This is a genomic window from Pseudomonas sp. DF5, assembly GCF_058148225.1.
The window spans coordinates 17,970-44,532 of record NZ_JBYVYM010000001.1; the positions used below are offsets into that span (position 1 = coordinate 17,970).

The window sequence follows — 26,563 nt, forward strand, 5'->3', positions numbered from 1 at the left end:
CTTATGCAGCTGCGGGGGCCGCCGGGGCGCGTCGATAAGCCAGCCAGATCAGGAATAGACCGCCGACGATCATCGGTACGCACAGCACCTGGCCCATAGTCAGCCAGTTCCACGCCAGATAGCCCAGCTGCGCATCCGGAACGCGGACGAACTCGACGATGAAACGGAAAATGCCATAGAACAGCGCGAACATCCCGGATACCGCCATGGTCGGCCGTGGCTTGCGCGAGAACAGCCAGAGGATCAGGAACAGCGCCACACCTTCCAGCGCAAACTGGTACAGCTGCGACGGATGACGCGGCAACTGCGCCGGGTCGCTGAACGGCGGGAAGATCATCGCCCACGGCACGTCGGTCGGCTTGCCCCACAACTCGGCGTTGATGAAGTTACCGATGCGCCCGGCACCCAGGCCGATCGGCACCATCGGCGCGACGAAGTCCATCAGCTGGAAGAACGACTTGTTGTTCTTTTTACCAAACCACAACGCTGCGAGCATCACACCGATGAAGCCACCGTGGAACGACATGCCGCCCTTCCACACTTCGAAGATCAACATCGGGTTGGCCAGGTAAGCGCTCAGATCATAAAACAGCACATAACCCAGGCGGCCGCCGACGATGACGCCCATCGACATCCAGAACACCATGTCGGAGAGTTTCTCCTTGGTCCAGGTCGGGTCGAAGCGGTTCAGCCGACGGGACGCCAGCAGCCACGCGCCGCCGATGCCGATCAGGTACATCAGGCCGTACCAGTGGATTTTCAGCGGACCGATGGCCAAGGCCACCGGGTCGATCTGCGGGTAAGGCAGCATTGCGACTCCTCGTTAGAGTTGAAACCTTCAAAATTCCCGGGCGACGCTGTCACGCCAGGATTAAGCCAGGATTGCGTTACGCCTCAGAGCAAGAAGCTCAAGCCGACGCAAAACAGCAAAGCGGCAAACAGTCTTTTCAGCAAGCGCGGCGACAGCCTGTGGGCCAGTCGTGCACCGAGGCGGGCGAAGACCATGCTGGTCAGGGCGATCCCCAGCAGCGCCGGCAAATAAACAAAACCGAGACTATGGGCCGGCAGCAGTGGATCGTGCCAGCCCAGAATCATGAAACTTAATGCACTTGCCAAGGCGATGGGCAGGCCACAGGCCGACGACGTGGCCACCGCTTGCTGCATCGGTACGCTGCGCCAGGTCAGGAATGGCACGGTCAGCGAACCGCCGCCAATCCCGAAAATCGCCGAAGCCCAGCCAATCACACTGCCGGCCACGGTCAGACCGACTTTACCGGGCACCGTTCGGCTGGCCTTGGGCTTGAAGTCCAAGGCGAGTTGAACCGCGATGATCAACGCGAATACGCCGATGATCTTCTGCAGATTCGGCCCGGAGATCGCTTCGGCGGTCAGCGCGCCGAAACCGGCACCGATCAGAATGCCGAGGGTCATCCAGGCAAAAATCGGCCAACGCACGGCGCCACGGCGATGATGTTCGCGAACCGCATTGACCGACGTAAAAATGATCGTCGCCAGGGAAGTGCCGACTGCAAGATGCGTCAGGATCGACGGATCAAATCCCTGCAAGGTGAAGCTGAACACCAGCACCGGAACGATAATCATCCCGCCGCCTACCCCGAACAGCCCGGCCAGCACGCCCGCACAGGCGCCCAGCGCCAGATAGAGCAAAAATTCCATGGCCACATCCCCAAGCATCCCGAATCAGGAGCGGCATGGTAACGGATGCATGGCCTCGGGCTCCACTGCGGATGGCGATGGATCGATGAGCGATGTCTGCGTAGAGTGAGCAAAAAACACACAAGGACCACCTTATGTGCCTGATTGTCTTTGCCTGGCGGCCGGGTCATGCCCAGCCGCTGATCGTGGCGGCCAACCGCGACGAATTCTATGCCCGACCCAGCTTGCCTTTGGCGCAATGGCCGCACGCCCCGCATGTCTACGCCGGGCGTGACCTCGAGGCCGGCGGTACGTGGCTTGGTGTCGGCGCCAATGGGCGCTTCGCCGCACTGACCAACATCCGCGATCCCCTCCAACCGCCGGCCGCCAAGTCGCGAGGCGAACTGGTGGCGCAGTTTCTCAGCGGGGAAACGCCCATTGAAGACTATTTAAGCGACATTATCGGACGCTCGACTGAATATGCCGGGTTCAATCTGCTAATCGGCGATGCCAGCGAGTTATGGCACTTCAACGCTCGGGAAACCGCGGCGGTCAGGCTCGAACCAGGGATTTATGGGTTATCAAACGCGGGGCTGAATACGCCGTGGCCAAAAGTGCTCAAGGCCAAGGCAGCCTTGAGCGAAGTGCTGGACGCCCCGCAGCCGCAGGCGCTATTGGCCTTGCTCAGCGATCCACAGACGGCGCCGCTTGCCGAGCTGCCGGACACTGGCGTGGGGCAAGCCACCGAGACGTTGTTGTCGAGTGTGTTTATCAAGAGCCAGGCTTATGGGACGCGGGCGAGCACGGCGTTGATTGTTCAGGCGAATGGGATGCGGCATATGGTCGAGCGGAGTTTCGGGCCGTATGGGGGGCATTTGGGGGAAGTGGAAGTCAGGATTTAATTTTGTGCTGCCTGGACTGGCCCCATCGCAGGCAAGCCAGCTCCCACAGGTTTTGGTGTTGATCACAAATCAGTGAATCGACCCAAATTCCTGTGGGAGCTGGCTTGCCTGCGATGAGGCCATCAGCCTTTTAAAGGGTCTTGACCGAAGCTGGATTGATCATCCGCGCCAACCCAAGGTTTTTCAGCGCCAGTTGCAGCGAGCTGTGGATAACTTGCGGGTTGTCGATGGTCATCAGCTCCGCCAGCAGTTCCTTGGCCTTGCTCAGGTTGATCTGACGCAGCATCCACTTCACTTTCGGCAAGTTGGTGGCGTTCATCGACAGGCTGTCGAAGCCCATTGCCATCAACAGCACCGCCGCCGCCGGGTCACCGGCCATTTCGCCGCAGATACTCACCGGTTTGCCTTCGGCATGGGCATCACGCACCACGCTCTGCAAGGCTTGCAGCACCGCCGGGTGCAGGTAGTCGTAGAGGTCGGCCACCCGTGGGTTGTTTCGGTCCACGGCCAGCAGGTACTGGGTCAGGTCGTTGGAGCCGACCGACAGGAAGTCCACCTGCCGCGCCAGTTCCTTGGTCTGATACACCGCCGCCGGAATCTCGATCATCACGCCCACCGGCGGCATCGGCACATCGGTGCCTTCGTCGCGGACTTCGCCCCAGGCCCGGTGAATCAGGTGCAAGGCTTCTTCCAGTTCATGGGTGCCGGAAATCATCGGCAGCAGAATACGCAGGTTGTTCAGGCCTTCGCTGGCCTTGAGCATGGCGCGGGTCTGCACCAGGAAGATTTCCGGGTGGTCGAGGGTCACGCGAATGCCGCGCCAGCCGAGGAACGGGTTGTCTTCCTTGATCGGGAAGTACGACAGCGCCTTGTCACCGCCGATGTCCAGGCTACGCATGGTCACTGGCTGTGGATGGAACGCGGCGAGTTGCTCGCGATAGATCGCCAGTTGTTCCTTTTCGCTCGGGAAGCGCTGGTTGATCATGAACGGCACTTCGGTGCGGTACAGGCCCACGCCCTCGGCACCGCGCTTCTGCGCCCGTGCCACATCCGCCAGCAGGCCGGTGTTGACCCACAGCGGCATGCGGTGGCCATCGACCGTTACGCACGGCAGGTCGCGCAATGCATCCAGCCCGAGGGCCAGTTGTTTCTCTTCCTCGACCACGTCGGCGAACTGCTTGCGCAGCACGTCACTCGGGTTGGTGTAGACCTCGCCGTGGTAGCCGTCGACGATCATCTGGATGCCGTCGACCTTGGAGTACGGCAGGTCGACCAGGCCCATCACCGTCGGAATACCCATGGCGCGCGCCAGGATCGCCACGTGGGAGTTGCCAGAACCGAGTACCGACACTAGGCCCACCAGCTTGCCTTCCGGCACCTCGCCGAGCATCGCCGGCGTCAGTTCTTCGCTGACCAGAATGGTGTTGTCGGGGTAGACCAGCGTCTGCTGCCGCTCTTCCTGCAAGTAGGCGAGCAAACGGCGGCCGAGGTCCTTGACGTCCGAGGCCCGCTCACGCAGGTAGGCGTCGTCCATCAGTTCGAAACGGTTGACGTGATCGGTGACCACCTGACGCAGCGCGCCCTGGGCCCACTGACCGGTCTTGATCACGGTGGTGACTTCGCTGCCGAGCGAAGCATCGTCGAGCATCATCAAGTAGACGTCGAACAGGGCCCGCTCTTCAGGTCGCAGCTGGGTTGCCAGCTTGGCGGACAAGGCACGCATGTCGGCGCGCACGCCTTCGATGGCGGTCTTGAACAGCCCAAGTTCTGCATCGATGTCGGTGATGGTCTTGTCCGGCACCACGTCCAGATCGGCCGGTGGCAGCATGACGACCGCGGTGCCGACCGCCGCGCCCGGCGAACCTGGTACGCCGACGAACTTTGCTTCCTGAATGCCTTTGCCCTGACGGCCCAGGCCACGGATCGAACCGGTGGCCTCGGCATGGGCGATAACGCCGGCGAGCTGCGCGCTCATGGTCACGAGGAAGGCTTCTTCGCCTTCATCGAACTGGCGACGTTCCTTTTGCTGAATGACCAACACGCCGACGACGCGGCGGTGGTGAATGATCGGCGCCCCAAGGAACGACGCGTAGCGTTCTTCACCGGTCTCGGCGAAGTAACGGTAGCGCGGGTGATCCGCGGCGTTTTCGAGGTTCAGGGGTTCTTCACGCGTGCCGACCAGGCCGACCAGACCTTCGTTGGGTGCCATGCTGACTTTGCCGATCGAGCGCTTGTTCAAGCCCTCGGTGGCCATCAGCACGAAGCGGTTGGTCTCTGGATCAAGCAGGTAGACCGAGCAGACCTGGCTGCCCATGGCCTCTTTGACGCGCAACACAATAATCCCCAACGCCGCCTTGAGATCCTTGGCGGAGTTAACTTCCTGGACGATCTTGCGCAGCGTATTGAGCATGGCTCGGGGTCGAACTCCGTCGTCAGTCGCGCGCTAAAAGGCGCGGGGCAAGCTCTTTGAGAGCGCGTCGATACACTTCGCGCTTGAATGTCACCACCTGGCCCAACGGATACCAATAGCTGACCCAGCGCCAGCCATCGAATTCCGGTTTACCGGTCAAATCCATCCGCACCCGCTGCTCGTTGGAGATCAGGCGCAGGAGAAACCATTTCTGCTTCTGGCCGATGCACAGCGGTTGGCTGTGCGTTCTGACCAGACGTTGCGGCAAACGATAACGCAACCAGCCCCGGGTGCAGGCGAGAATTTCAACATCTTCGCGCTCCAGGCCCACTTCTTCGTTCAACTCGCGGTACAAGGCGTCTTCCGGCGTCTCCTGGGGGTTGATCCCGCCCTGTGGAAACTGCCAGGCATCTTGATTGATTCGGCGAGCCCATAGCACCTGGCCAGCATCATTCGTCAGAATGATCCCGACATTGGGGCGGAAACCATCGGGGTCGATCACGGCAACAACCTCGCAAACGCATGTCGCCGCATTGTTCCACAAAGGTTGTGAAAGCAGCAACGAGCCGACCTACCTTATGTGCACTCTTGTGAAAAGTCCGTATTCTGGAGACCTTTCTACAGACTTTTCAGCGAGTAACTGCAATGCGGCTGGCTTTATTCGACTTGGACAACACGCTTCTGGGCGGCGACAGTGACCACGCCTGGGGCGATTATCTGTGCGAACGCGGTTTCCTCGACGCCGTCGCCTACAAGACACGCAACGACGAGTTCTATCAGGACTATCTGGCCGGCAAGCTGGATAACGACGCGTACCTGAACTTCTGCCTGGAAGTCCTCGGCCGCACCGAAATGGCAACGCTCGATCAATGGCACCTGGATTACATGCGCGACTGCATCGAACCGCTCGTGCTGCCCAAGGGCCTCGAACTGTTGGCCCAACACCGCGAGGCCGGCGACAAGCTGGTCATCATCACGGCCACCAACCGCTTTGTAACCGGGCCGATTGCCACGCGTTTAGGCGTTGAAACCCTGATCGCCACCGAATGCGAAATGATCGACGGCCGGTACAGCGGGCGCAGCACCGATGTCCCGTGCTTCCGTGAAGGCAAGGTGACCCGGCTGAATCGTTGGCTGGAAGAAACTGGCCACAGCCTGGAAGACAGTTATTTCTACAGCGACTCGATGAATGACTTGGCGTTGCTGGAGCAAGTGACGAATCCGATCGCGGTCGACCCGGATCCGAATCTGCGGGCCGAGGCCGAAAAGCGGGGCTGGCCGGTGATTTCGTTGCGCGATTGAGATCGCCTTCGCGGGCAAGCCCGCTCCCACAGGGTCTCTGCTGTGAATGCTATCTATGTCACACAGCAGAACCTTGTGAGCGGGCTTGCCCGCGATGCAGGCGACGCGGTGACAAGCCTTAAACCGGCTTGGCCCCCATCAATCCCGCAATCGCGATAAAGCAGACAAAACTGAACAACGCCAACGCCAAGGTAAACTTCCCATTCCCCGCCGTCGGCGCCTTGCGTAGCCGATTGAGCCGCACCACCAGCCAGAACCAGCCCAGCACCGCCACGGTGTACAACACGCTGGACGCCAGCAACCAGGTCTGCCCCAACGGCCAGCCCACCAGATGCACCATCCACCAGCCGGTGAATGGCATGCTCAACAACGCCAGGCCCATCAGCAACCAGATGAACACCTGCGGTCGCTGCAAGGTACGTGCAGGCGCCGTCGCATCACCCTTGCGACGAGCGCGCCAGACCCAGATTGCCAGCCCCAGTGCGCTGATCAACAGCAGCACCGTCGCCACGCCATGCGCGACTTTGAGGGCGGTTAACGTTTCCATTGTTCGATTTCCTTATAGGCTGCCCATCAGCGTAGCCGCTCAGCCGAGAAACAGCTGATAGGCCGGGTTGTCACTTTCGTCCCAGTACGGGTAGCCGATTTCTTCCAGCGCCGCCGGTACCAGGTGACGTTCGTCGTGGGGCACTTGCAGGCCCGCGACCACACGACCATCCGCCGCGCCGTGGTTGCGGTAGTGAAACATCGAAATGTTCCAGCGCCCGCCGAGCTTGTTGAGGAAGTTGAACAACGCACCCGGGCGCTCCGGGAATTCGAAGCGCAGCACCACTTCATCGACCACCTGGGCGGCACGCCCGCCAACCATGTGGCGGATGTGCAACTTGGCCAGTTCGTTATCCGTCAGGTCGAGTACCGGGAAACCCTGCTCAGTCAGGCTGGCGAGCAGCGCACTGCGCGGGTCGTTTTCCGGGTGGGTCTGCACGCCGACAAAGATGTGCGCTTCGCTGCCGGTGTTGTAGCGGTAGTTGAATTCGGTGATCTGGCGCTTGCCGATGGCTTCGCAGAACGCCTTGAAGCTGCCCGGCTTCTCGGGGATGGTCACGGCGATGATGGCTTCGCGGCCCTCGCCCAGCTCGGCGCGCTCAGCAACGTGTCGCAAGCGGTCGAAGTTGACGTTGGCGCCGGAATCGATGGCCACGAAGGTCTGGCCGGTGACGCCGCGTTGCTCGACGTATTTCTTGATCCCGGCCACGCCCAAGGCGCCGGCAGGCTCAGTGATCGAGCGGGTATCGTCGTAGATATCCTTGATCGCCGCACAGATTTCATCGGTGCTGACGGTGATCACTTCATCAACGTAGTCTTTGCAGATATCGAAGGTGTGCTGACCGATCTGCGCCACCGCGACGCCATCGGCAAACAGCCCCACGGTCGGCAACACCACGCGCTCGCCGGCCGCCATGGCGGCTTGCAGGCAGTTGGAGTCATCCGGTTCGACGCCGATGATCTTGATGTCCGGACGCAGGTATTTCACGTACGCCGCAATCCCGGCGATCAATCCGCCGCCGCCCACCGGAACGAAGATCGCATCCAGGCGCCCCGGGTGCTGGCGCAGAATCTCCATGGCCACCGTGCCCTGCCCGGCAATGGTGTGGGGATCGTCGTAGGGGTGAATGTAGACGTAGCCTTTTTCGTCGACCAGTTTCAGCGAGTAGGCCAGGGCTTCCGGGAACGAATCCCCATGCAGTACCACTTTGCCACCGCGCGAACGCACGCCTTCGACCTTGATCTCCGGGGTGGTCTTGGGCATGACGATGGTCGCTTTCACGCCCAGCACTTTGGCTGCCAGGGCCAGGCCTTGCGCATGGTTGCCCGCCGAAGCGGTGACCACACCACGGGCGCGCTCTTCATCGCTCAGTTGCGTCAGCTTGTTGTAAGCGCCGCGAATCTTGAACGAGAACACCGGCTGCAAGTCTTCACGCTTGAGCCAAATCTCGTTGCCCAGCCGCTCGGAGAGCTGGCGAGCAGTCTGCAATGGGGTTTCTACGGCAACGTCATAAACGCGCGAGGTGAGGATCTTTTTGACGTACTGTTCGAGCATCGGAAAGCATCACTGAACGGGTTGGGCAGGGCCAAGGAGTCTAACCCGGCTTTCGGGCGGGCGACCACACTAAACAGGTGGTTTCAAGGTCAACGGAAAAGATCGCAGCCTTCGGCAGAACCTGCGGGTGCGATCTTTTGACCTGCCAATCGGGCAATGACCTTCCTCGCCCCCGGGCCTATAATGCCGGCCTTTCGTTCCCTCTTCGGCACTTCGGAGCCCGCATGACCCAGGATCAACTCAAACAGGCAGTGGCTCAGGCCGCCGTCGACTTCATCCTCCCGAAACTCGACGACAAGAGCATCGTCGGGGTCGGCACCGGCTCCACCGCCAACAGCTTCATCGACGCCCTGGCCAAGCACAAAGGCGCATTTGACGGCGCAGTGGCCAGTTCCGAAGCCACCGCTGCACGCCTCAAGGGTCACGGCATTCCGGTGTATGAGCTCAATACCGTCAGCGATCTGGAGTTCTACGTCGACGGCGCCGATGAAAGCGACGAGCACCTGCACCTGATCAAGGGCGGCGGCGCGGCCCTGACCCGCGAGAAGATCGTGGCCGCTGTGGCCAAGACTTTCATCTGCATCGCCGATGCCAGCAAACTGGTGCCGGTGCTCGGCGCGTTCCCGTTGCCAGTGGAAGTGATCCCGATGGCGCGCAGCCACGTGGCCCGCGAACTGGTGAAGCTCGGCGGCGACCCGGTTTACCGTGAAGGCGTGCTGACCGATAACGGCAACATCATCCTCGACGTGCACAACATGCAGATCACCAACCCGGTGGAACTGGAAGCACAGATCAACGCCATCGTCGGCGTGGTCACCAACGGTTTGTTCGCGGCCCGCCCGGCGGACTTGCTGCTGTTGGGCACGAGTGAAGGCGTGAAAACCCTGCGCGCCCAATAAGGCCTACACAAAACCTGTGGGAGCGGGCTTGCTCGCTCTCACATTGGATTTGTGGTGTTTGTCAGGGTTGTGGTTTTTTGAAGACGTAGAACAGGTTCGGCTCGCTCACCATGTACAGCGTGCCAGCTTCGTCCATGGCAACGCCCTCGGCGCGCGGAATGGTTTTCTTCAGACCATTGAAACCACCGAGCAAGGTCATGAAACTGACCTGCTCGCCCTTCTCGTCCAGTTCCAGCAACAAGTGAGAGTCGGCGGACAGCACCAGGGTGTGGCCGGTGCGTGGATCGATGGCCAGGGCTGACAGGTTGCGGACATCCAGTGCGTCGCTGGAGAGTTTTTGCTTGTCACCCTTCAGGATCTGGCTGCCATCGCTTTTCCAGCTGAACAGCGCTGGTGGACGCTCTTCACCCAGCAGCAGTTGCTGGCGGCGGGCATCCCAGACGACGGCTTCGAAACCTTTATTCTGGTTTTTTGACGGGCCGAGATCGTATTTCGGGAAATTGGCGATGTTCAGCTCGCGCGTATCGGCATCGACCTTGACGAGCGAGAGCAGATGTTCGCGCTCATCGGTAATCGCCAGCAAACCATTGCCCATTACCGTCACCCCTTCCGGGTTGCTCCAACCCACCAGCGGCATTTTGCGCAACACGTCGCCCTGCAACGTCAGCTCGACCAGGAACGGGTTCTTGCCCATCACGGAAAACAGGGTTTTGGTCTGCGGGTCGTAAGACACGTCCGATGCTTCGTCCTTCTCCATGCCAGGCAGCAGTTTGGCGTCGATCACCGCCCGGTAGTCAGGCAGCCAGACACTCTCTTTTCGTTCGGCGGGGCTTTCGAAGCGCTCCTTCACCCAGAGCACGCCGCGATCATCCCAGTGCATCGCAAACGCAAGGCCATACGCAGCGGCCACAGCCAGTAAAAGCCAGGAATACCAACGCATGACAAAACGCGAGCGGCGGGCAGTTTTCAGCTTGGGCAGTGATTCGTTGGCCATTCAGGGATGCGCTCCAGAAATTCAGGCTATGGGTAATAGCACATTGAGGCAGGCTCAGACGCCAGAAGGCCCGGAATTATCCAGACAAAATGTGAAAAAAACGGGAAATGGCTGGATTGCCCTATGTGGGCAAACGCAGTTTGCAGGGAAGATCACAAAATCAATGTGGGAGCGGGCTTGCTCGCTCCCACAGGGTTTTGTGTTGAATCAGAGAACGCTGCTGGTAAAGCGGCTGACACCCGGCAATTCGAGTACCAGTTCATCACCAACATTCAGCGGACCAACGCCCACCGGCGTGCCGGTGAGGATCACGTCACCGGCCTGCAGCGAGAAGCAGCCTGCCATGTACTGGATCATCGGCACGATCGGATTGAGCATGTCTTTGCTGTTGCCATCCTGGCGCACTTCGCCATTGATGGTCAGGCGGATGCCGATGTCGGTCAGGTCGGCAAACGTGCTGCCAGCCACGAACGGCGCAATCACCGCCGCGCCGTCGAAGGATTTGGCGATCTCCCACGGCAAGCCCTTGGCTTTCAGCTCGGCCTGCTTGTCACGCAGGGTCAGGTCCAGGGCCGGGGCGAAACCGGAGATAGCGTCGAGCACTTCTTCACGGCTCGGCTTGGTCGACAATGGCTTGCCAATCAGTACCGCGATTTCGGCTTCGTAATGCACCGAACCACGCTCGGTGGGAATACTGAAGCCGCCTTCCAGCGGCACCACGCAACTGCCGGGCTTGATGAACAGCAGAGGCTCGGTGGGCACCGGGTTGTCCAGTTCCTTGGCGTGTTCGGCGTAGTTACGGCCGATGCACACCACTTTCCCCAGCGGGAAGTGAATACGCGTACCGTCGACATACTGGTGCTGATAGCTCATTGACCGACTCCTGCTTCGTTGCTCTTAAATTCAAAAGTCAAACAGCGAAAATCTTGCCCGGATTCATGATTCCATTCGGGTCGAACACCGCTTTGACGGCTTTCATGTATTCGATCTCAACCGGCGAGCGACTGTAGGTCAAGTAATCACGTTTGGTCATGCCCACGCCATGTTCGGCGGAAATCGAACCGTTGTACTTCTCGACGGTTTCGAATACCCACTTGTTGACGGTGGCACACTTGGCGAAGAACTCATCCTTGCTCAGGTTATCCGGCTTGAGGATGTTCAAATGCAGGTTGCCGTCGCCGATATGACCGAACCAGACGATTTCGAAGTCTGGGTAGTGTTCACCGACGATCGCATCGATTTCCTTCAGGAACGCCGGGACTTTCGACACAGTGACTGAAATGTCGTTTTTGTACGGCGTCCAGTGGGAAATGGTCTCGGAAATGTATTCGCGCAGCTTCCAGAGGTTCTGCAACTGGGTCTCGCTCTGGCTCATCACTCCGTCCAGCACCCAACCCTGCTCGACGCAATGTTCGAAGGTTTCCAGAGCGTGGTTGGCCACTTCATCGGTGGTCGCTTCGAATTCCAGGAGCGCATAGAACGGGCAGTCGGATTCGAACGGCGCTGGCACATCGCCGCGCGCCATGACCTTGGCCAGGGCTTTATCGGAGAAAAATTCGAACGCTGTCAGGTCAAGTTTGCTCTGAAACGCGTGCAATACCGGCATGATCGAATCGAAATCGGCGGTGCCGAGCACCATCGCGGTGAGGTTTTTCGGCGCACGGTCAAGACGCATGGTGGCTTCGACGACAAAGCCCAGGGTGCCTTCGGCGCCGATGAACAGCTGACGCAGGTCGTAGCCGGTGGCGTTCTTGATCAGGTCTTTGTTCAGTTCCAGCAGATCGCCCTTGCCGGTGACGACTTTCATGCCGGCCACCCAATTTCGGGTCATGCCGTAGCGAATCACCTTGATCCCGCCGGCATTGGTACCGATATTGCCGCCAATCTGGCTGGAACCTGCCGAAGCGAAGTCCACCGGATAGTACAAGCCGTGCTCTTCGGCCTTGTTCTGCAATTGTTCGGTGACCACGCCTGGCTGACAAACGGCAGTGCGATCGGTGAGGTTCACGTCGAGAATCTGGTTCATGTAGTCGAAGGACACGACCACTTCGCCATTAGCCGCCACTGCTGCCGCAGAAAGCCCGGTACGACCGCCGGACGGCACCAGCGCAACCTTGTGTTCATTGGCCCAACGGACAATGGCCTGGACCTGCTCGATGGTCTTGGGGAACACAATGGCCGTCGGGGCCGGGGCGAAATGTTTGGTCCAATCCTTGCCGTAAGCATTCAGGGAGTCGGCGTCGGTCAGTACCTTGCCAGGCTCAACCAGGGTCTTCAGCTCATCAATCAGCGCAGGATTGGTCATCGACAGAACTCTCGAACAATTCATGGTCATCCTGAGTACGCTTCACGTCGCAGAATGAGTGTTAGCAGGTCGCATATGCTAGCATACCGACCCCGCAGGATAGTGCCCAAAGGCTGTTCTGCGGCGACGGCTTTCCTGCCGTCCGGGTCAGCTCTGGCTGCTCCCTTCCCTGCCATTTTTTCTCCGGGACACAGGTTTACGCAGATGAGCAAGACTTCTCTCGATAAGAGCAAGATCAAGTTCCTTCTTCTCGAAGGCGTCCACCAATCGGCTGTCGACGTCCTCAAGGCGGCGGGCTACACCAGCATCGAGTACCTCACAGGTTCTCTGCCGGACGCCCAACTGAAGGAAAAGATCGCTGATGCTCACTTCATCGGCATTCGCTCCCGCACTCAACTGACCGAAGAGATCTTCGATCACGCGAAGAAACTGGTGGCTGTCGGCTGTTTCTGCATCGGCACCAACCAGGTCGACCTCAACGCGGCTCGCGAACGCGGTATCGCGGTATTCAACGCGCCGTACTCCAACACTCGCTCCGTTGCCGAGCTGGTGCTGGCCGAGGCGATCCTGTTGCTGCGCGGCATCCCTGAGAAGAACGCTTCCTGCCACCGTGGCGGCTGGATCAAAAGCGCAGCCAACTCCTTCGAAATCCGTGGCAAAAAGCTGGGTATCGTCGGTTACGGCTCGATCGGTACTCAACTGTCGGTCCTGGCTGAAGGTCTGGGCATGCAGGTTTACTTCTACGACACCGTGACCAAGCTGCCACTGGGCAACGCCACCCAGGTCGGCAACCTGCACGAATTGTTGGGCATGTCCGACATCGTCACCCTGCACGTTCCGGAAACCGCTGCCACCCAGTGGATGATCGGCGAGAAGGAAATCCGCGCCATCAAGAAGGGCGGCATCCTGATCAACGCCGCGCGCGGCACCGTGGTCGAACTGGACGCCCTGGCGGACGCGATCAAGGACAAGCACCTGATCGGCGCGGCCATCGACGTATTCCCGGTGGAGCCACGCTCCAACGAAGAAGAGTTCGAAAGCCCGCTGCGTGGCCTGGACAACGTGATCCTGACCCCGCACATCGGTGGTTCCACCGCTGAAGCACAGGCCAACATCGGCTTGGAAGTAGCAGAAAAACTGGTCAAGTACAGCGACAACGGTACCTCGGTATCGTCCGTGAACTTCCCGGAAGTGGCCCTGCCGGCTCACCCTGGCAAGCACCGCCTGCTGCACATCCACGAGAACATTCCGGGTGTGATGAGCGAGATCAACAAGGTCTTCGCCGAAAACGGCATCAACATTTCCGGTCAGTTCCTGCAGACCAACGAGAAAGTCGGCTACGTCGTGATCGACGTCGATGCCGATTACTCGGAAATGGCGCAAGAGAAGCTGCAGCACATCAACGGCACTATTCGTTGCCGCGTGCTGTTCTGATCGCGACTTGAGCGACAAAAAAGGGAGCTCCTCGGAGCTCCCTTTTTTACGGCTGCTTTTTCATGCCTGGAAAAGTTACTTCACAATCACGGTGATTTTCTTCGAAACGATCGGCGGATCGAACGGCATGTGACCGCTATCGCCCAGCTCGAGCTGCAAGGTGTGCTTGCCCGGGGCGAGTTTGATTTCAGCCTGGGTCTGCGCTTTGCCGAAGTGCATATGGTTGGCATCCATTGGAATCGGAGCCCCGGCAGCCGGTAGTTTGTCGACATCGATCAGCAGATGGTGGTGCCCAGTGTTTTTGGTGGTATCGCCCGCTGGCGCCAGCGCGATTTCCTTGACTCCGAATTTCACGGTGAAGGTTTGCGCGACCGTGGCTCCGTCCGCAGGAGATACGATGAACACTTCAGCACCTTTCGGGGCCGGCGTTGCAGCACTGGCCAGCACCGAAACACCCATCAACAGGCCAGCCAATGCTGCTCGTGACATAAAGGTTTTCATTCTCTTCTCCAGTTTTTCCATAAAATTCGCTCGACTATGACAACTTAACGGTCATACGTTGTCGAAGGCTCTCGATAACCATAGCAAAGCGAGCCTGAACAGCGCGTCGCGATAAAATGAATTCAAAGGAGTGACCATGCGCTTTTTGCCTGGCCTGATCTGCCTGCTACCCCTTCTGAGCCCTTTGGCTCATGCCGAACTGATTGACGATGTAAACGACCGCGGCGAATTGCGCATTGCTCTTGAGGCTAATACACCGCCCTTCAATTTCAAGGATGACGGCAAACTGACCGGGTTCGAGGTCGAGTTGGGTCAACTGCTGGCCAATGAGCTGGATGTACGGGCCGACTTCGTCGTCACCGATTCCGACGATCTGATGACCGGCGTCGAAAGCGGCAAATACGACGTTGCCATCAATCACATAGCACTGACCCCGGATCTGAAGGATCGTTTCGACTTCAGCGAACCTTACATTCACACCAACGCGCAATTGATCGCGCAGAAAGAAGAACAACCGCGATCAATCCTGTTGGTGCAGTCGCTGACGGAACAAAAACCGAAGGCCACCCCTGTGAGCCTGGCGATTCCGTTTCAGAAGGGTAATCCGGCGTTTCATGCCAGCCTTGAGAATGCATTGCAACGGATCAAGGCAGATGGCCGGCTGGAGGCGCTGGAGCAGAAGTGGTTTGGGGCGGATACGGGTGTGGCGCCGAAACCATAAGGCACTGAAGATTTAATGTGGGCCGTTAGTTCAGGGTTGCCAGGGCCTGCGCCGCTTGCGGCAACTCCAGCTCGCTGAAGACTTGCACACCATGGCGCTTGAGCAGCGCGGCGGTCACGCCCTCACCGCTGACCTTCACTCCACTGAACGTCCCGTCATAAGTCTGCAGATTCCCGCAAGACGGGCTGTTGGCCTTGAGCACGGCAATCCGAATGCCGTGCCGTTGCACCAGCTCCAGTGCCTGGCAAGCCCCCGAAAGAAACGCGGCACTGACGTCCTCGCCCTCGGTGGTGATGACCGATGCAAGGCCATCAAGCACTTCAGCGCCCTGCCCGCCAGGAATTTCCGCCGCGGCCCTGGGTGTCGGCAACCCGCCGGCGACTTCCGGGCACAACGGCACCACCCGGCCTTCGGCAATCCACTGCTCCAACAGATCGAACGGCCCGCTGGCCCCGCCGTCGTAACGGACGCGGTGACCGAGCAAACAGCGGCTTACCAGAATCTTTTGCATGATCAGAACGGCTCGTTGCCACGACGACGGAACCAGCCTGTCAACGACAGGCGTTCTCGGGTCGCGGGCAGGACTTCGTGGGGCACCTCGCCCGACAGGAACACCACCAGGCATCCGCCAGTGGGCACCACATCGTGCTCGACGCCTTCGTCCAGGTACATGCGCAACTGACCGCCATGCTCGGGCAGCCAGGCGTCATTGAGGTAGATCACCGCCGAGACCATGCGCCGGTCGTCGTCGCGGAAACGGTCGACATGCTTGAGGTAGAAAGCACCGGGCGGGTACAGGGCGAAATGGCTTTCGAAATCTTCCAGGCCCAGGAACAAGCCGCGATTCATCGCCTCGCGCAGGCTGTCCATCAACCCCAGATAGTTGTCGCAGGCCTCGGCCTGACCAGGTTCGAGCCACTGGATATGGTCGCCGCGAATACCCTCGCGAATCTCCGAAAACGACCCGCGCCCCACGGCGGCCGGGGAGAGTTCGCCCTCGGCGGCACGCTTGCGACACTCGGCCGCCAGCGCCCGGGTCAGGTCCAGGGGCAGGAAAATATTCTGCTGCGACCAGCCGCGTTCGGCCAGGTCGTCGACGATACGTAACAGCAGTGGATGATCAGAGGGTATGTGCATGGTGCGCATAGTATTCCTGTGCCCGCAAATCCGACAGAGCCACGCAGCGGAGGATTGGTCGGATCAGGTACTCAACCTGATACGAATTCTCGACAAGTACGGATGCCGCACGGAGAATAGTCGCCTGCTGACAGGAGTCCCTATGCGTCGCTTGCTTTTCTCACTGTTGATGTTCTGCGTTTTGCCCGCCTGGGCGGACGGCCATGACCAGTTGTACAAGGTCGCCGGCTGGCCAGAACAACGCGCGCATTTCAACGATGCTCTCTCGGCCGCTCAGCAGCGCTATCAGAACAGCTTGCCACCGGCAGTGTTCCAGGCCTTGGTCGACAACAGCAATCAGCGGTTCGCCCCCAAGGCCATGGACCAGCGCGCCGAAGCGCAACTGCGCAAGAAACTCGCCGATCCGACCCCCGCGCTGACCTTCTTTCAATCGCCCCTGGGCAAGAAAATCGTCGCCGCCGAACTGCTGGCGACCCGCCGCGATCAATTGGCGAAAAACGCCAAGGGCTTGCCGAAAATGCAGGCCAGCGATGCCCGGCAGTTGATCATCGGCCACCTGGCCCAGGCCCTGCCCGCCCGCGAGGCCGGCGCTGAAGTCAGCCTGGCGATCGCAGGCGTCGCGGCCGACAGCCTGAGTTCGATGATCCCCGGCCTGCTCGGCAACGGTCAGGCTCAAGGCATGTTGAACGGTCAGCGCCAGCGCCTGATGGAACAGATCGGCGCCGACCTGAACAACACGCTGCTGTATGTCTATCGCGACCTGTCGGATGACGAACTGGAAGAGTTTTCGACCTTTGCCGAGTCCTCTGAAGGCAAGGCTTATTACCAAGCGGCATTGGCGGCGATTCGGGCGGGGTTGGCGGTGGGGCAAAGCACGTCCAGTCTGACCCAGTAATTTTTTGGCGTCTGTGAAATGGCCCGCGATGACTGTCGAAATGTCACCGCCGATCCCGACTCATGCGTTTGGTCAAAAACCCGAAATACTCCTGCCGCAACCCCGGCGACTCATTCGCCAGATGATGCCGCGCCTCAGGCAGCATCAACACCTGGGGCCGATCGAACTTGCCTCGTAACACTTCAAGGTTGTGCTCCCAATCCACGGTCATGTCCGCCTGCCCCTGCACGATCAGCGGCCGCCGCGGGCTGCTCGGTGCCGCTTCGATACGCTTGATCCACCGCCCCAGCGCACCGACCCAGGCCGTTGGCAGACGCAGCGGTTGCAGCGGATCGGCCTGCAGGAACGCGAGGAAGTCAGGGTCGTTGGAATTTTCGCTGAAGCGCCGGGCGATGCCTTTGACAAACGGCTTGAGCAGGTAATAACTGAGCCGCGACCAGCCCCAGGCTCGCGGCCGCACCAAGGGCGACAGCAGAATCACTTGCCCCTGGGCCGGGCTGCTCGCACCTTGATTGAGTACATGGTCAATCACAATCGCCCCGCCGGTGCTTTGCCCGCACAAGTGCCAGGGCTGCGGAAGGCCCAACGACTGCGCCTCGGCCAGCAGGCCTTGCAGGGCGCTCTGGTACTCGGCGAAGTCCTTGATACTCGCCCGTTCGCCACTGGACAAGCCATGCCCCGGCAGGTCACAGGCAATCACCGCAAACCCCTGGTCCAGCGCCCACTCGATCACATGCCGGTAGAGCCCGGTGTGATCGTAGAAACCGTGAAATAGAAACAGCGTCGCCTTCGCCCGCTCGGGCCACCAGAGCTGGCTGACCACTTCATAGCCATCGATCTCGAAACGCCCCAAGCCACGGCGCAGGGTCCGCTGTGGAAAATCCAGCCCGTAAAAACGCTGATAGGCCATGGCCTCCGTCGACAGCGGCTGCCACTGGGCCAATGGCCGCAGGCTGGCACGCAAATGATCGGGGTCGAAAGTGGCAGACATGGGCTATTCCAGAGCGCGAAACAGACTTTATGGGCCTGCGATATTCATCTGTCGCGGCAAGCATGGCAAGCTAGCCGACCTTCGAGGATTGAAACCCATGCGCCCGGCCTATCGCACCACACTGCTTGCCAGCCTGCTCGCCCTTGTGTGTGCCAGTGTGTTGTGGGCCGCTTACAACTGGTTTCAGGGACGTTACCTGCGAGCCTTCAGTTCGCACACCGCCGTGTTCTCCGGCGACCCGTTGCGCCTGCCAGACGAACTCGCCGGCCCCGGCGCCATTCGCCTGGTGCACTTCTGGGATCCGGCCTGCCCGTGCAATGTCGGCAACCAACAACACCTGACTGAACTGGTTGAGCAATATGTACCGCAGGGTGTCGAGTTCTATACGGTACAAAAGCCCGGCAGCCACGGCCAGTTGCCCGGCACCTTGAGCCGCCTGAAAACCCTCGCGACCCTGCCTGGCTCCGAACAGATCCCCGCCAGCCCGGCAGTGGCGATCTGGGACCGCGACGGCAAGCTCGCATATTTCGGCCCGTACAGCGAAGGCCTGACCTGCAATTCGAGCAACAGTTTTATCGAGCCCATTCTGCAAGCACTGAACGCAGGCAGGGCGGTGAACGCCACCCATACGCTGGCGGTGGGTTGCTACTGCCCGTGGCCTGCAAAGGTGAAGTAAGGCATTCCTGACTTTTCCAGGACCGCGATGCCCGGCACAGGAGGTCTGTGCTACACGTTTGCAGCCCGCACGGGTGGCACCCCCCGAAAGAACAAGGAGTCACAATGAAACGCGTCCTGACCGTACTTGCCTTGCTGATCGTCGCGCTCGCCGCCGGGGGCGGCTGGTATGTGTACAGCAAACAACCGACGCGCCAGGGCCAGGTGGCGTTGCAGCATCTGCAAGGTTCAGTGACCGTGCACTACGACGAGCGCGGCGTGCCGCATATCCGCGCCGAAAACGAAACCGACCTCTACCGCGCCCTCGGCTACGTGCAGGCCCAGGACCGACTATTCCAGATGGAAGCCGTGCGGCGTCTGGCCCGTGGTGAGCTGGCCGAAGTCCTCGGCCCGAAACTGCTCGACACCGACAAACTGTTTCGCAGCCTGCGCATCCGCGAACGTGCTGACAGTTACGTGGCCGCGCTGGATCGTCAGTCGCCGGCGTGGAAGGCCCTGCAAGCCTATCTGGACGGCATCAATCAATATCAGGACAGCCACGCAGCACCAGTAGAGTTCGACGTGCTGGGAATCCCCAAGCGCCCTTTCACCGCCGAAGACAGCATCAGCATCGCCGGCTACATGGCCTACAGCTTTGCCGCGGCGTTTCGCACCGAGCCCCTGCTGACTTACGTGCGTGACCAACTGGGCGCCGAGTACCTGAACATCTTCGATCTCGACTGGCAACCCAACGGCGTACTGGCCAAAAGGCGCGCCAGCCCAGCGCCGGTCCTCGCCGCCAGTGACTGGAAAGACCTGAACGCCCTTGCCCGCCTGAGCGAACAGGCGCTGGCCGACCACGGCCTGCCGCAATTCGAAGGCAGCAATGCCTGGGTGATCTCCGGCAACCGCAGCAAAAGCGGCAAGCCGCTGCTGGCCGGTGACCCGCACATTCGCTTCTCGGTGCCGGCGGTGTGGTACGAGGCGCATCTGTCGGCACCGGGCTTCGAGCTGTATGGCTACCATCAGGCGCTGGTGCCGTTTGCATTTCTCGGCCACAACCTGGACTTCGGCTGGAGCCTGACGATGTTCCAGAACGACGATCTGGACCTGATCGCCGAGAAGGTCAACCCGGACAACCCGAACCAGGTCTGGTATCGCGGCAAGTGGGTGGACATGGTCACCACCGAACAACAGATCGCAGTGAAAGGCCAGTCACCGGTCACATTGACGCTGCGCCAGTCGCCCCATGGCCCGATCGTCAACGATGCGCTCGGCACTGCCGCCGGCAAGACGCCGGTTGCCATGTGGTGGGCGTTCCTCGAAACCCCGAATCCGATCCTTGACGGCTTCTACCAGCTCAATCGCGCCGACACCCTGGCCAAGGCCCGCGCCGCGGCCGCCAAGGTTCAGGCACCGGGGTTGAACATCGTCTACGCCAACGCCAAGGGCGACATCGGCTGGTGGGCGTCGGCGCTGCTGCCCAAGCGTCCGGCCGGGGTGAAGCCCGGTTTCATTCTCGACGGCAGTACCCCTCAGGCGGACAAAGAAGGTTTTTACCCGTTCAGTGCCAACCCGCAGGAAGAAAACCCGGCGCGGGGCTACATCGTCTCGGCCAACTTCCAACCGGTGTCGCCGACCGGCATGGAGATTCCCGGCTACTACAACCTCGCCGATCGCGGGCAGCAGCTCAATCGCCAGCTCAGCGACAAGAACCTGAAGTGGGACAACGCGGCCAACCAGAAGCTGCAACTCGGTACCACCACCGCCTACGGGCCGCGTTTGCTGGCCCCGCTGTTGCCGGTGTTGCGTGAAGTGGTGAGCGATCCGGCCGAGCTCAAACTGGTGGAGCAACTGGCGCAGTGGAGCGGCGATTACCCGCTGGACTCCATCAGCGCCACCCTGTTCAACCAGTTTCTGTTCAACCTCGCCGACGCGACGATGCACGATGAACTGGGCAATGACTTCTTCGAAACACTGCTCTCGACCCGGGTGATCGATGCCGCGCTGCCACGTCTGGCGGCCTCCGCCGATTCACCGTGGTGGGACAACCGCAACACCCCCGGCAAGGAAACCCGTGCAGATACGGTCAAGGTGGCCTGGCAAGCGAGCATGGCCCACCTCAAGACCACCCTTGGCGCCGATTCCGCGCAATGGCAGTGGGGCAAGGCGCACACCCTGACCCATGGCCATCCGCTGGGGATGCAAAAGCCCTTGGACCAGATTTTCAACGTTGGCCCATTCGCGGCACCCGGCACCCACGAAGTACCGAACAACCTCTCGGCCAAGATCGGCCCGGCGCCGTGGCCCGTGACCTACGGCCCGTCGACCCGGCGGCTGATCGACTTCGCCGACCCGGCCCACAGCCTGACCATCAACCCGGTGGGCCAGAGTGGCGTGCCGTTCGATAGCCACTATGCCGACCAGGCCGAGTCGTACATCGAAGGGGTTTATTACCAGGCGAATTTCAATGAGGAAGAAGTGACGGCCAACACTCGCAGCACGTTGAGGCTGTTGCCGGCGCGGGCTGCACAATAGGTCGGAATATTTGTTGGCCGGGCTGACCTCTTCGCGAGCAAGCCCGCTCCCAGAGTTGATCGAGTTTCCCAAACAGCCACGGTCCAATGTGGGAGCGGGCTTGCTCGCGAAGAGGCCCTCACAGGCAACACAAATTGCCGCTAAACCATCACCGAAAAATTCAACCTGAACTGCTGCGGCGTCACCCCCAGCCTGCGGTTGAACACGCTGCGCATGTGCTGGGCATCGCGAAAGCCGCACTGGTACGCCACGGTTTTCAGCGGCGCACCGGTGCTTTCGAGCATCACTCGCGCCGCGTCCACCCTCGCCTGTTCGACGAATTCCGCCGGGGTGATTTTGGCCTCCCTGGCAAACACTCTGGAAAAGTTGCGTGTGCTCATGTTGGCGGCGTTGGCCAGGTCAGCAATGGTCAGGTCGCCATTGAGGTTGGCCAACACGTAGAACTGGACCAGCGCCACCGCCGAAGTCGGTTCGACGTGGGGGGTGAGGAACGGGCTGAACTGCGATTGCCCACCCGAACGCTGAGTGAACACCACCAACCGCTTGGCCACGCTGAGTGCCACGTCCGCTCCATGATCCCGAGCCAGCAGATACAGCGACAGATCAATCCCCGCGGTGACCCCGGCCGAGGTGTAAAGCTCGCCGTCCTGCACGTACAAGCGATCAGCCTCGACCCGAGTCGACGGACACAACTGCGCCAGCGCCGCGGCGTCGCTCCAATGGGTGGTGACTGTTCGCCCATCAAGCAACCCGGCCCGGGCGAGCATGAAGGCACCGTTGCAAATCGAGCCGAAACGTTGCGCACGCGCACACGCATCGCGCAACCAGGCATCGAACACCGCGCCAAAATTCAGGAACGGCAACTGCGGGCCGCCCGCCACCAATAGCAGGTCATACGCTTCCAGCGCTTCACTGAAATACCGATGGGCATTGAGCGACAACCCGTTGGAGCACGCCATCACACCGCGCTCGACACCGATCACCTCCAGCCGATAGTGATCTTCCTGTGCCAGGAAACGATTGGCCTCGGAAAACACATCCATGGGACCAGTGACGTCCAGCGACTGGACGCCTGGGAATACGACAATGGCGACGGTTTTGTGCATGGCATGAAACGCCTTTTATGGCACTGGACTAGATATCAACTATCACTCGCCCCGTAGCAGCTGCCGAGCCTGCGAGGCTGCGTTCAACCCTAGCCAATTCAGGCCCGACAAGCGAGGTTGGCGCGATATGCCTGCTCATTGGCCGGGATCGCAGCCATGGATCGATTGTCCGGTTTCGGCGGCACGAACAGACTGACTCCATCAGCGCCGCCACGGCGTTCCCCATGAGGACAGCACCATGAGCAGCATCATCGCCGGCATCAAGATCCCCGACAGCGCATTGGCCAGGGCCACCACTGAATACATTCGCGACGTCGAGTCCGACCTGCTGTACCACCACTCACGCCGGGTATTTCTGTTCGGTGCCTTGAGCGGTGAGCGCAAGCAACTGGCCTACGACCCGGAGCTGCTGTACGTCGGTGCGATGTTCCATGACTTGGGCCTGGTGGAAGGTCATCGCAGCGATGACGAACGCTTCGAAGTCGACAGCGCCAACGCCGCCAAAGCCTTCCTCACACCCTATGGTTTGTCTGACGACGATATCGAACAGGTGTGGCTGTCGATCGCCCTGCACACCACGCCGGGGGTACCGCAACACTTGCGTCCCAACGTGGCACTGGTGACAGCCGGCGTCGAAATGGATGTGCTGGGCATCGACTACGCTGCATTTTCCACCGTGCAGCGTGAAGCAGTGGTGCATGCGCATCCACGAGGTGAAGGGTTCAAGGAATGCATCCTGTGTGCGTTCGCCAATGGCTTCAAACACAAACCCGACAGCACGTTTGGCACCGTGAACGCGGATGTGCTGGTGGACAGCGAGCCGGGCTTCAAGCCGATGAACTTCGTCGAGATCATCCGCAAATCGCCTTGGGTGGCATAAAAACCAATGTGGGAGCGGGCTTGCTCGCGAAAGCGGTGAGTCAGTCAACATGGATGTTGAATGTCAGTCCGCCATCGCGGGCAAGCCCGCTCCCACAGGGATTTGGGCTTGCCACGCAACGGTGGTCAACCCATCGGGCTCAAGCCGCTTCCGGTGCCTGCGCCCGACGTACGTCCGGTTGTTTCCAGGAATCGGCAGCGGCTTCCTCGATAGCCAGCTGGATCGCACGCTTGCGGCTTTCTTCGGCGCGACGGCTGAAGAACCAGACCAGGAAGGTCACCAGCGACACCGCCAGCAGAATCAGGCTGGCCACGGCGTTGATCTCAGGCTTCACGCCCAGGCGCACCGCCGAGAACACTTCCATCGGCAGGGTCGTGGAGCCTGGCCCGGACACGAAGCTCGCCAACACCAGATCATCCAGCGACAAGGCAAACGACATCATGCCGCCGGCCGCCAGTGACGGCGCGATCATCGGAATGGTGATCAGGAAGAACACTTTCCATGGCCGCGCACCGAGGTCCATGGCGGCTTCTTCGATCGACAAATCCAATTCACGCAAGCGCGCCGACACCACCACCGCCACATACGCTGCACAGAATGTGGTGTGAGCGATCCAGATGGTGACGATGCCGCGCTCCTGCGGCCAGCCGATCATCTGCGCCATGGCCACGAACAGCAGCAACAGCGACAGACCGGTGATCACTTCCGGCATCACCAGCGGTGCGGTAACCAGGCCGCCAAACAGTGTGCGGCCCTTGAAGCGGGTGATGCGGGTCAGCACGAACGCCGCCAGCGTCCCCAATGCCACCGCCGCTATCGCCGTGTAGCAAGCGATTTCCAGCGAGCGCACCACTGAGCCCATCAGTTGCGTGTTGTCGAGCAGGCCGACGTACCACTTGACCGACCAGCCGCCCCACACCGTCACCAGTTTCGAGGCGTTGAACGAGTAGATCACCAGGATCAGCATCGGCGCGTAGATGAACAGCAGCCCCAGCACCAGCATCAGGTTCGAGAAACGGAAGCGCTTCATTCTTTACCCTCCATTTCCTTGGCCTGGCTACGGTTGAACAGGATGATCGGCACAATCAGGATCGCCAGCATCACCACCGCCAGGGCAGACGCCACCGGCCAGTCACGGTTGTTGAAGAACTCTTGCCAGAGCACTTTACCGATCATCAGGGTTTCCGGACCGCCGAGCAGTTCCGGGATCACGAACTCCCCCACCACCGGGATGAACACCAGCATGCAGCCTGCGATAATGCCGTTTTTCGACAGTGGCACGGTGATCTTCCAGAAGCTGTTGAAGTTGCTCGAACCGAGGTCCGATGCGGCTTCCAGCAGGCTGTGATCGTGTTTCACCAGGTTGGCGTACAGCGGCAGGATCATGAACGGCAGATAGGAGTAAACGACCCCGATATAGACCGCCAGGTTGGTATTGAGGATCTGCAGCGGTTCGTCGATCCAGCCCATGCTCATCAGAAAACCATTGAGCAGCCCGTTGTTGCTGAGGATGCCCATCCACGCATACACGCGGATCAGGATCGCGGTCCAGGTCGGCATCATGATCAGCAGCACCAGCACCGTTTGCAGCTCTTTGCGGGCGGTGGCAATGCCATAGGCCATCGGGTAGCCGATCAGCAGGCAGAGGATGGTGCTGAACAGCGCCATCTTCAGCGAGCCTAGGTAAGCGGCGATGTACAACTCGTCATCGCCCAGCATCGCGTAGTTGGCCAGGTTGAGCAGCACCTGCAGTTTCTGGTCAACGAAGGTGTAGATCTCGGTGTACGGCGGAATGGCCACGTCGGCTTCAGCGAAGCTGATCTTCAGGACGATGAAGAACGGCAGCATGAAGAACATGAACAGCCAGATGAACGGAACCCCGATGACCAGCTGACGGCCACCGGGCAGTATTCGATTGAGCCGGCGTTTGAGTTTGCGCATGTTCATGAGCGAAGTACCACGCCGCTGTCGTCTTCCCACCACACGTAAACCTGGTCACCCCAGGTCGGGCGCTGGCCACGGCGCTCGGCGTTGGCGACGAAGGACTGCACCAGCTTGCCGCTCGGCAGTTCGACGTAGAACACCGAGTGGCCGCCCAGGTACGCGATGTCGTGCACCTTGCCGCTGGACCAGTTGTGTTCGCAGGTCGGCATTTCGGCCGTCACCAGCAGTTTTTCCGGACGGATCGCATAGGTAACGGACTTGTCCTGCACCGAGGTGCTGATGCCGTGACCCACGTAAATGTTGCGGTCCAGATCCTTGCAGGTGATCAGTGCATGGCCCTCGGCGTCGTCCACCACTTCACCTTCGAAGATGTTGACGTTGCCGATGAATTCGCAGACCAGGCGGCTGGTCGGGGTTTCGTAGATGTCGATCGGGCTGCCGATCTGGGCGATCCAGCCCAGGTGCATGATCGCGATGCGCTCGGCCATGGTCATGGCCTCTTCCTGATCGTGGGTCACCATGACGCAGGTAACGCCAACACGCTCGATGATCTCGACCAGCTCCAGTTGCATTTGTGAGCGCAGCTTCTTGTCCAGCGCGCCCATCGGTTCATCGAGCAGCAACAGCTTCGGCCGCTTGGCCAACGAACGCGCCAGTGCCACACGCTGACGCTGACCACCGGACAACTGATGCGGTTTGCGCTTGGCGTACTCGCTCATCTGCACCAGCTTGAGCATCTCGGCCACGCGGGCATCGACCTCGGCCGCCGGGATCTTGTCCTGCTTGAGGCCGAAGGCGATGTTCTGCGCCACGGTCATGTGCGGGAACAAGGCGTAGGACTGGAACATCATGTTGATCGGCCGCTCGTACGGCGGCATGTCAGTGATGTCTACGCCATCGAGAAAAATGCGCCCCTCCGTGGGCCGTTCGAAACCTGCCAGCATCCGCAGCAAGGTGGATTTGCCCGAACCCGAGCCGCCGAGCAAGGCGAAGATTTCGCCTTTCTTGATTTCCAGGGACACATCGTCCACGGCAATCGTCTCGTCGAACTTTTTGGTGACCCGGTCGATTTTGACCAACACCTGTTTAGGTGATTGGTCGCCCTCGAGGGCTTTCTTATAGGCGCCGGAGGCAACTGCCATTTACGAAACTCCCAACAGAATTTGCAGTTCGCTCAATGTGGCGAACCTGGA

General features: G+C 60.3%; 26 protein-coding genes. 9 read left to right on the top strand and 17 right to left on the bottom strand.

What is annotated here, in order from left to right; genetic code table 11:
- Position 1: 1 nt before the first annotated feature.
- Positions 2-811: a prolipoprotein diacylglyceryl transferase gene (gene lgt, locus AC30D7_RS00085; RefSeq protein WP_490132593.1), complete on the bottom strand. Its 810-nt coding sequence runs from the start codon at positions 809-811 to the stop codon at positions 2-4.
- 83 nt (positions 812-894) lie between these two features.
- The gene (locus AC30D7_RS00090; RefSeq protein ID WP_490132594.1) at positions 895-1,677 is read right to left on the bottom strand and encodes a sulfite exporter TauE/SafE family protein; all 783 of its coding nucleotides are present in this window, start codon (positions 1,675-1,677) and stop codon (positions 895-897) included.
- 134 nt (positions 1,678-1,811) lie between these two features.
- On the opposite strand from AC30D7_RS00090, the gene AC30D7_RS00095 reads away from it, so the two are divergent.
- A complete protein-coding gene (locus AC30D7_RS00095; protein WP_490132595.1) occupies positions 1,812-2,558 on the top strand; it encodes an NRDE family protein in 747 nt (248 codons plus the stop codon).
- A 130-nt stretch (positions 2,559-2,688) separates the two neighbouring features.
- Here the strand turns inward: AC30D7_RS00095 and ptsP are convergent, their stop codons facing one another.
- Together ptsP and AC30D7_RS00105 are read right to left on the bottom strand one after the other, a co-directional pair.
- A complete protein-coding gene (gene ptsP / locus AC30D7_RS00100; protein WP_018928656.1) occupies positions 2,689-4,968 on the bottom strand; it encodes a phosphoenolpyruvate--protein phosphotransferase in 2,280 nt (759 codons plus the stop codon).
- A 22-nt stretch (positions 4,969-4,990) separates the two neighbouring features.
- A complete protein-coding gene (locus tag AC30D7_RS00105; RefSeq protein WP_007897732.1) occupies positions 4,991-5,470 on the bottom strand; it encodes an RNA pyrophosphohydrolase in 480 nt (159 codons plus the stop codon).
- 143 nt (positions 5,471-5,613) lie between these two features.
- On the opposite strand from AC30D7_RS00105, the gene AC30D7_RS00110 reads away from it, so the two are divergent.
- A complete protein-coding gene (locus AC30D7_RS00110; protein WP_490132596.1) occupies positions 5,614-6,270 on the top strand; it encodes a histidinol-phosphatase in 657 nt (218 codons plus the stop codon).
- 118 nt (positions 6,271-6,388) lie between these two features.
- Here AC30D7_RS00110 and AC30D7_RS00115 read toward each other — a convergent pair whose 3' ends face one another.
- Together AC30D7_RS00115 and ilvA are read right to left on the bottom strand one after the other, a co-directional pair.
- A complete protein-coding gene (locus AC30D7_RS00115; RefSeq protein WP_490132597.1) occupies positions 6,389-6,817 on the bottom strand; it encodes a DUF2269 domain-containing protein in 429 nt (142 codons plus the stop codon).
- A 39-nt stretch (positions 6,818-6,856) separates the two neighbouring features.
- Positions 6,857-8,371 carry a threonine ammonia-lyase, biosynthetic gene (gene ilvA, locus AC30D7_RS00120; RefSeq protein ID WP_028939103.1) on the bottom strand — a complete coding sequence of 505 codons (1,515 nt, stop codon included), beginning with the start codon at positions 8,369-8,371 and terminating at the stop codon, positions 6,857-6,859.
- Positions 8,372-8,595: 224 nt separating this feature from the next.
- Between ilvA and rpiA the strand changes: the two genes are divergently transcribed.
- Entirely contained in the window at positions 8,596-9,270 is a 675-nt protein-coding gene (gene rpiA, locus AC30D7_RS00125; protein WP_490132598.1) for a ribose-5-phosphate isomerase RpiA, read from the top strand.
- 61 nt (positions 9,271-9,331) lie between these two features.
- On the opposite strand, the gene AC30D7_RS00130 is transcribed toward rpiA, so the two are convergent.
- From AC30D7_RS00130 to AC30D7_RS00140, 3 genes are all read right to left on the bottom strand, one after another.
- On the bottom strand, positions 9,332-10,264 hold the full coding sequence (locus tag AC30D7_RS00130; RefSeq protein WP_490132599.1) for an SdiA-regulated domain-containing protein: 933 nt from the start codon (positions 10,262-10,264) through the stop codon (positions 9,332-9,334).
- Positions 10,265-10,471: 207 nt separating this feature from the next.
- Complete coding sequence (locus tag AC30D7_RS00135) at positions 10,472-11,137, bottom strand: fumarylacetoacetate hydrolase family protein (RefSeq protein WP_490132600.1); 666 nt, start codon at positions 11,135-11,137, stop codon at positions 10,472-10,474.
- 37 nt (positions 11,138-11,174) lie between these two features.
- Entirely contained in the window at positions 11,175-12,569 is a 1,395-nt protein-coding gene (locus AC30D7_RS00140) for an FAD-binding oxidoreductase (protein ID WP_305410436.1), read from the bottom strand.
- A gap of 204 nt (positions 12,570-12,773) precedes the next feature.
- Here AC30D7_RS00140 and serA point away from each other — a divergent pair, with 204 nt between their 5' ends.
- Positions 12,774-14,003 (top strand): phosphoglycerate dehydrogenase, encoded by a 1,230-nt coding sequence (gene serA / locus AC30D7_RS00145; RefSeq protein ID WP_018928647.1) that lies wholly within the window; start codon positions 12,774-12,776, stop codon positions 14,001-14,003.
- Positions 14,004-14,078: 75 nt separating this feature from the next.
- Here the strand turns inward: serA and AC30D7_RS00150 are convergent, their stop codons facing one another.
- Positions 14,079-14,504 (bottom strand): DUF4399 domain-containing protein, encoded by a 426-nt coding sequence (locus AC30D7_RS00150; protein ID WP_490132830.1) that lies wholly within the window; start codon positions 14,502-14,504, stop codon positions 14,079-14,081.
- Positions 14,505-14,640: 136 nt separating this feature from the next.
- Here AC30D7_RS00150 and AC30D7_RS00155 point away from each other — a divergent pair, with 136 nt between their 5' ends.
- A complete protein-coding gene (locus tag AC30D7_RS00155; RefSeq protein WP_490132601.1) occupies positions 14,641-15,225 on the top strand; it encodes a transporter substrate-binding domain-containing protein in 585 nt (194 codons plus the stop codon).
- A 25-nt stretch (positions 15,226-15,250) separates the two neighbouring features.
- On the opposite strand, the gene AC30D7_RS00160 is transcribed toward AC30D7_RS00155, so the two are convergent.
- Together AC30D7_RS00160 and AC30D7_RS00165 are read right to left on the bottom strand one after the other, a co-directional pair.
- Positions 15,251-15,736 (bottom strand): 2-thiouracil desulfurase family protein, encoded by a 486-nt coding sequence (locus AC30D7_RS00160; RefSeq protein WP_490132602.1) that lies wholly within the window; start codon positions 15,734-15,736, stop codon positions 15,251-15,253.
- Between the two features lie 2 nt (positions 15,737-15,738).
- Positions 15,739-16,371: a 2OG-Fe(II) oxygenase gene (locus tag AC30D7_RS00165; RefSeq protein WP_490132603.1), complete on the bottom strand. Its 633-nt coding sequence runs from the start codon at positions 16,369-16,371 to the stop codon at positions 15,739-15,741.
- Between the two features lie 133 nt (positions 16,372-16,504).
- Between AC30D7_RS00165 and AC30D7_RS00170 the strand changes: the two genes are divergently transcribed.
- Positions 16,505-17,257 (top strand): DUF2059 domain-containing protein, encoded by a 753-nt coding sequence (locus AC30D7_RS00170; protein ID WP_490132604.1) that lies wholly within the window; start codon positions 16,505-16,507, stop codon positions 17,255-17,257.
- Positions 17,258-17,300: 43 nt separating this feature from the next.
- Here the strand turns inward: AC30D7_RS00170 and bipL are convergent, their stop codons facing one another.
- Entirely contained in the window at positions 17,301-18,248 is a 948-nt protein-coding gene (gene bipL, locus AC30D7_RS00175; protein WP_433784410.1) for a phospholipase BipL, read from the bottom strand.
- 97 nt (positions 18,249-18,345) lie between these two features.
- Between bipL and AC30D7_RS00180 the strand changes: the two genes are divergently transcribed.
- Both AC30D7_RS00180 and AC30D7_RS00185 read left to right on the top strand, forming a co-directional pair.
- On the top strand, positions 18,346-18,924 hold the full coding sequence (locus AC30D7_RS00180; RefSeq protein WP_490132605.1) for a DUF6436 domain-containing protein: 579 nt from the start codon (positions 18,346-18,348) through the stop codon (positions 18,922-18,924).
- A gap of 104 nt (positions 18,925-19,028) precedes the next feature.
- Complete coding sequence (locus tag AC30D7_RS00185; RefSeq protein WP_490132606.1) at positions 19,029-21,440, top strand: penicillin acylase family protein; 2,412 nt, start codon at positions 19,029-19,031, stop codon at positions 21,438-21,440.
- 140 nt (positions 21,441-21,580) lie between these two features.
- Here AC30D7_RS00185 and AC30D7_RS00190 read toward each other — a convergent pair whose 3' ends face one another.
- Positions 21,581-22,546: a GlxA family transcriptional regulator gene (locus tag AC30D7_RS00190; RefSeq protein ID WP_490132607.1), complete on the bottom strand. Its 966-nt coding sequence runs from the start codon at positions 22,544-22,546 to the stop codon at positions 21,581-21,583.
- Between the two features lie 238 nt (positions 22,547-22,784).
- Here AC30D7_RS00190 and AC30D7_RS00195 point away from each other — a divergent pair, with 238 nt between their 5' ends.
- The gene (locus AC30D7_RS00195; RefSeq protein WP_305479335.1) at positions 22,785-23,426 is read left to right on the top strand and encodes an HD domain-containing protein; all 642 of its coding nucleotides are present in this window, start codon (positions 22,785-22,787) and stop codon (positions 23,424-23,426) included.
- 139 nt (positions 23,427-23,565) lie between these two features.
- Here the strand turns inward: AC30D7_RS00195 and AC30D7_RS00200 are convergent, their stop codons facing one another.
- From AC30D7_RS00200 to AC30D7_RS00210, 3 genes are read right to left on the bottom strand one after another with little or no spacing between them, the layout of a single operon-like run.
- The gene (locus AC30D7_RS00200; protein ID WP_019580562.1) at positions 23,566-24,456 is read right to left on the bottom strand and encodes an ABC transporter permease subunit; all 891 of its coding nucleotides are present in this window, start codon (positions 24,454-24,456) and stop codon (positions 23,566-23,568) included.
- Positions 24,453-25,334 carry an ABC transporter permease subunit gene (locus AC30D7_RS00205; RefSeq protein WP_172901220.1) on the bottom strand — a complete coding sequence of 294 codons (882 nt, stop codon included), beginning with the start codon at positions 25,332-25,334 and terminating at the stop codon, positions 24,453-24,455. The genes AC30D7_RS00200 and AC30D7_RS00205 overlap by 4 nt, the downstream gene beginning before the upstream one ends.
- A 35-nt stretch (positions 25,335-25,369) precedes the next feature.
- Positions 25,370-26,512 carry an ABC transporter ATP-binding protein gene (locus tag AC30D7_RS00210; RefSeq protein WP_105340744.1) on the bottom strand — a complete coding sequence of 381 codons (1,143 nt, stop codon included), beginning with the start codon at positions 26,510-26,512 and terminating at the stop codon, positions 25,370-25,372.
- Positions 26,513-26,563 lie beyond the last annotated feature (51 nt).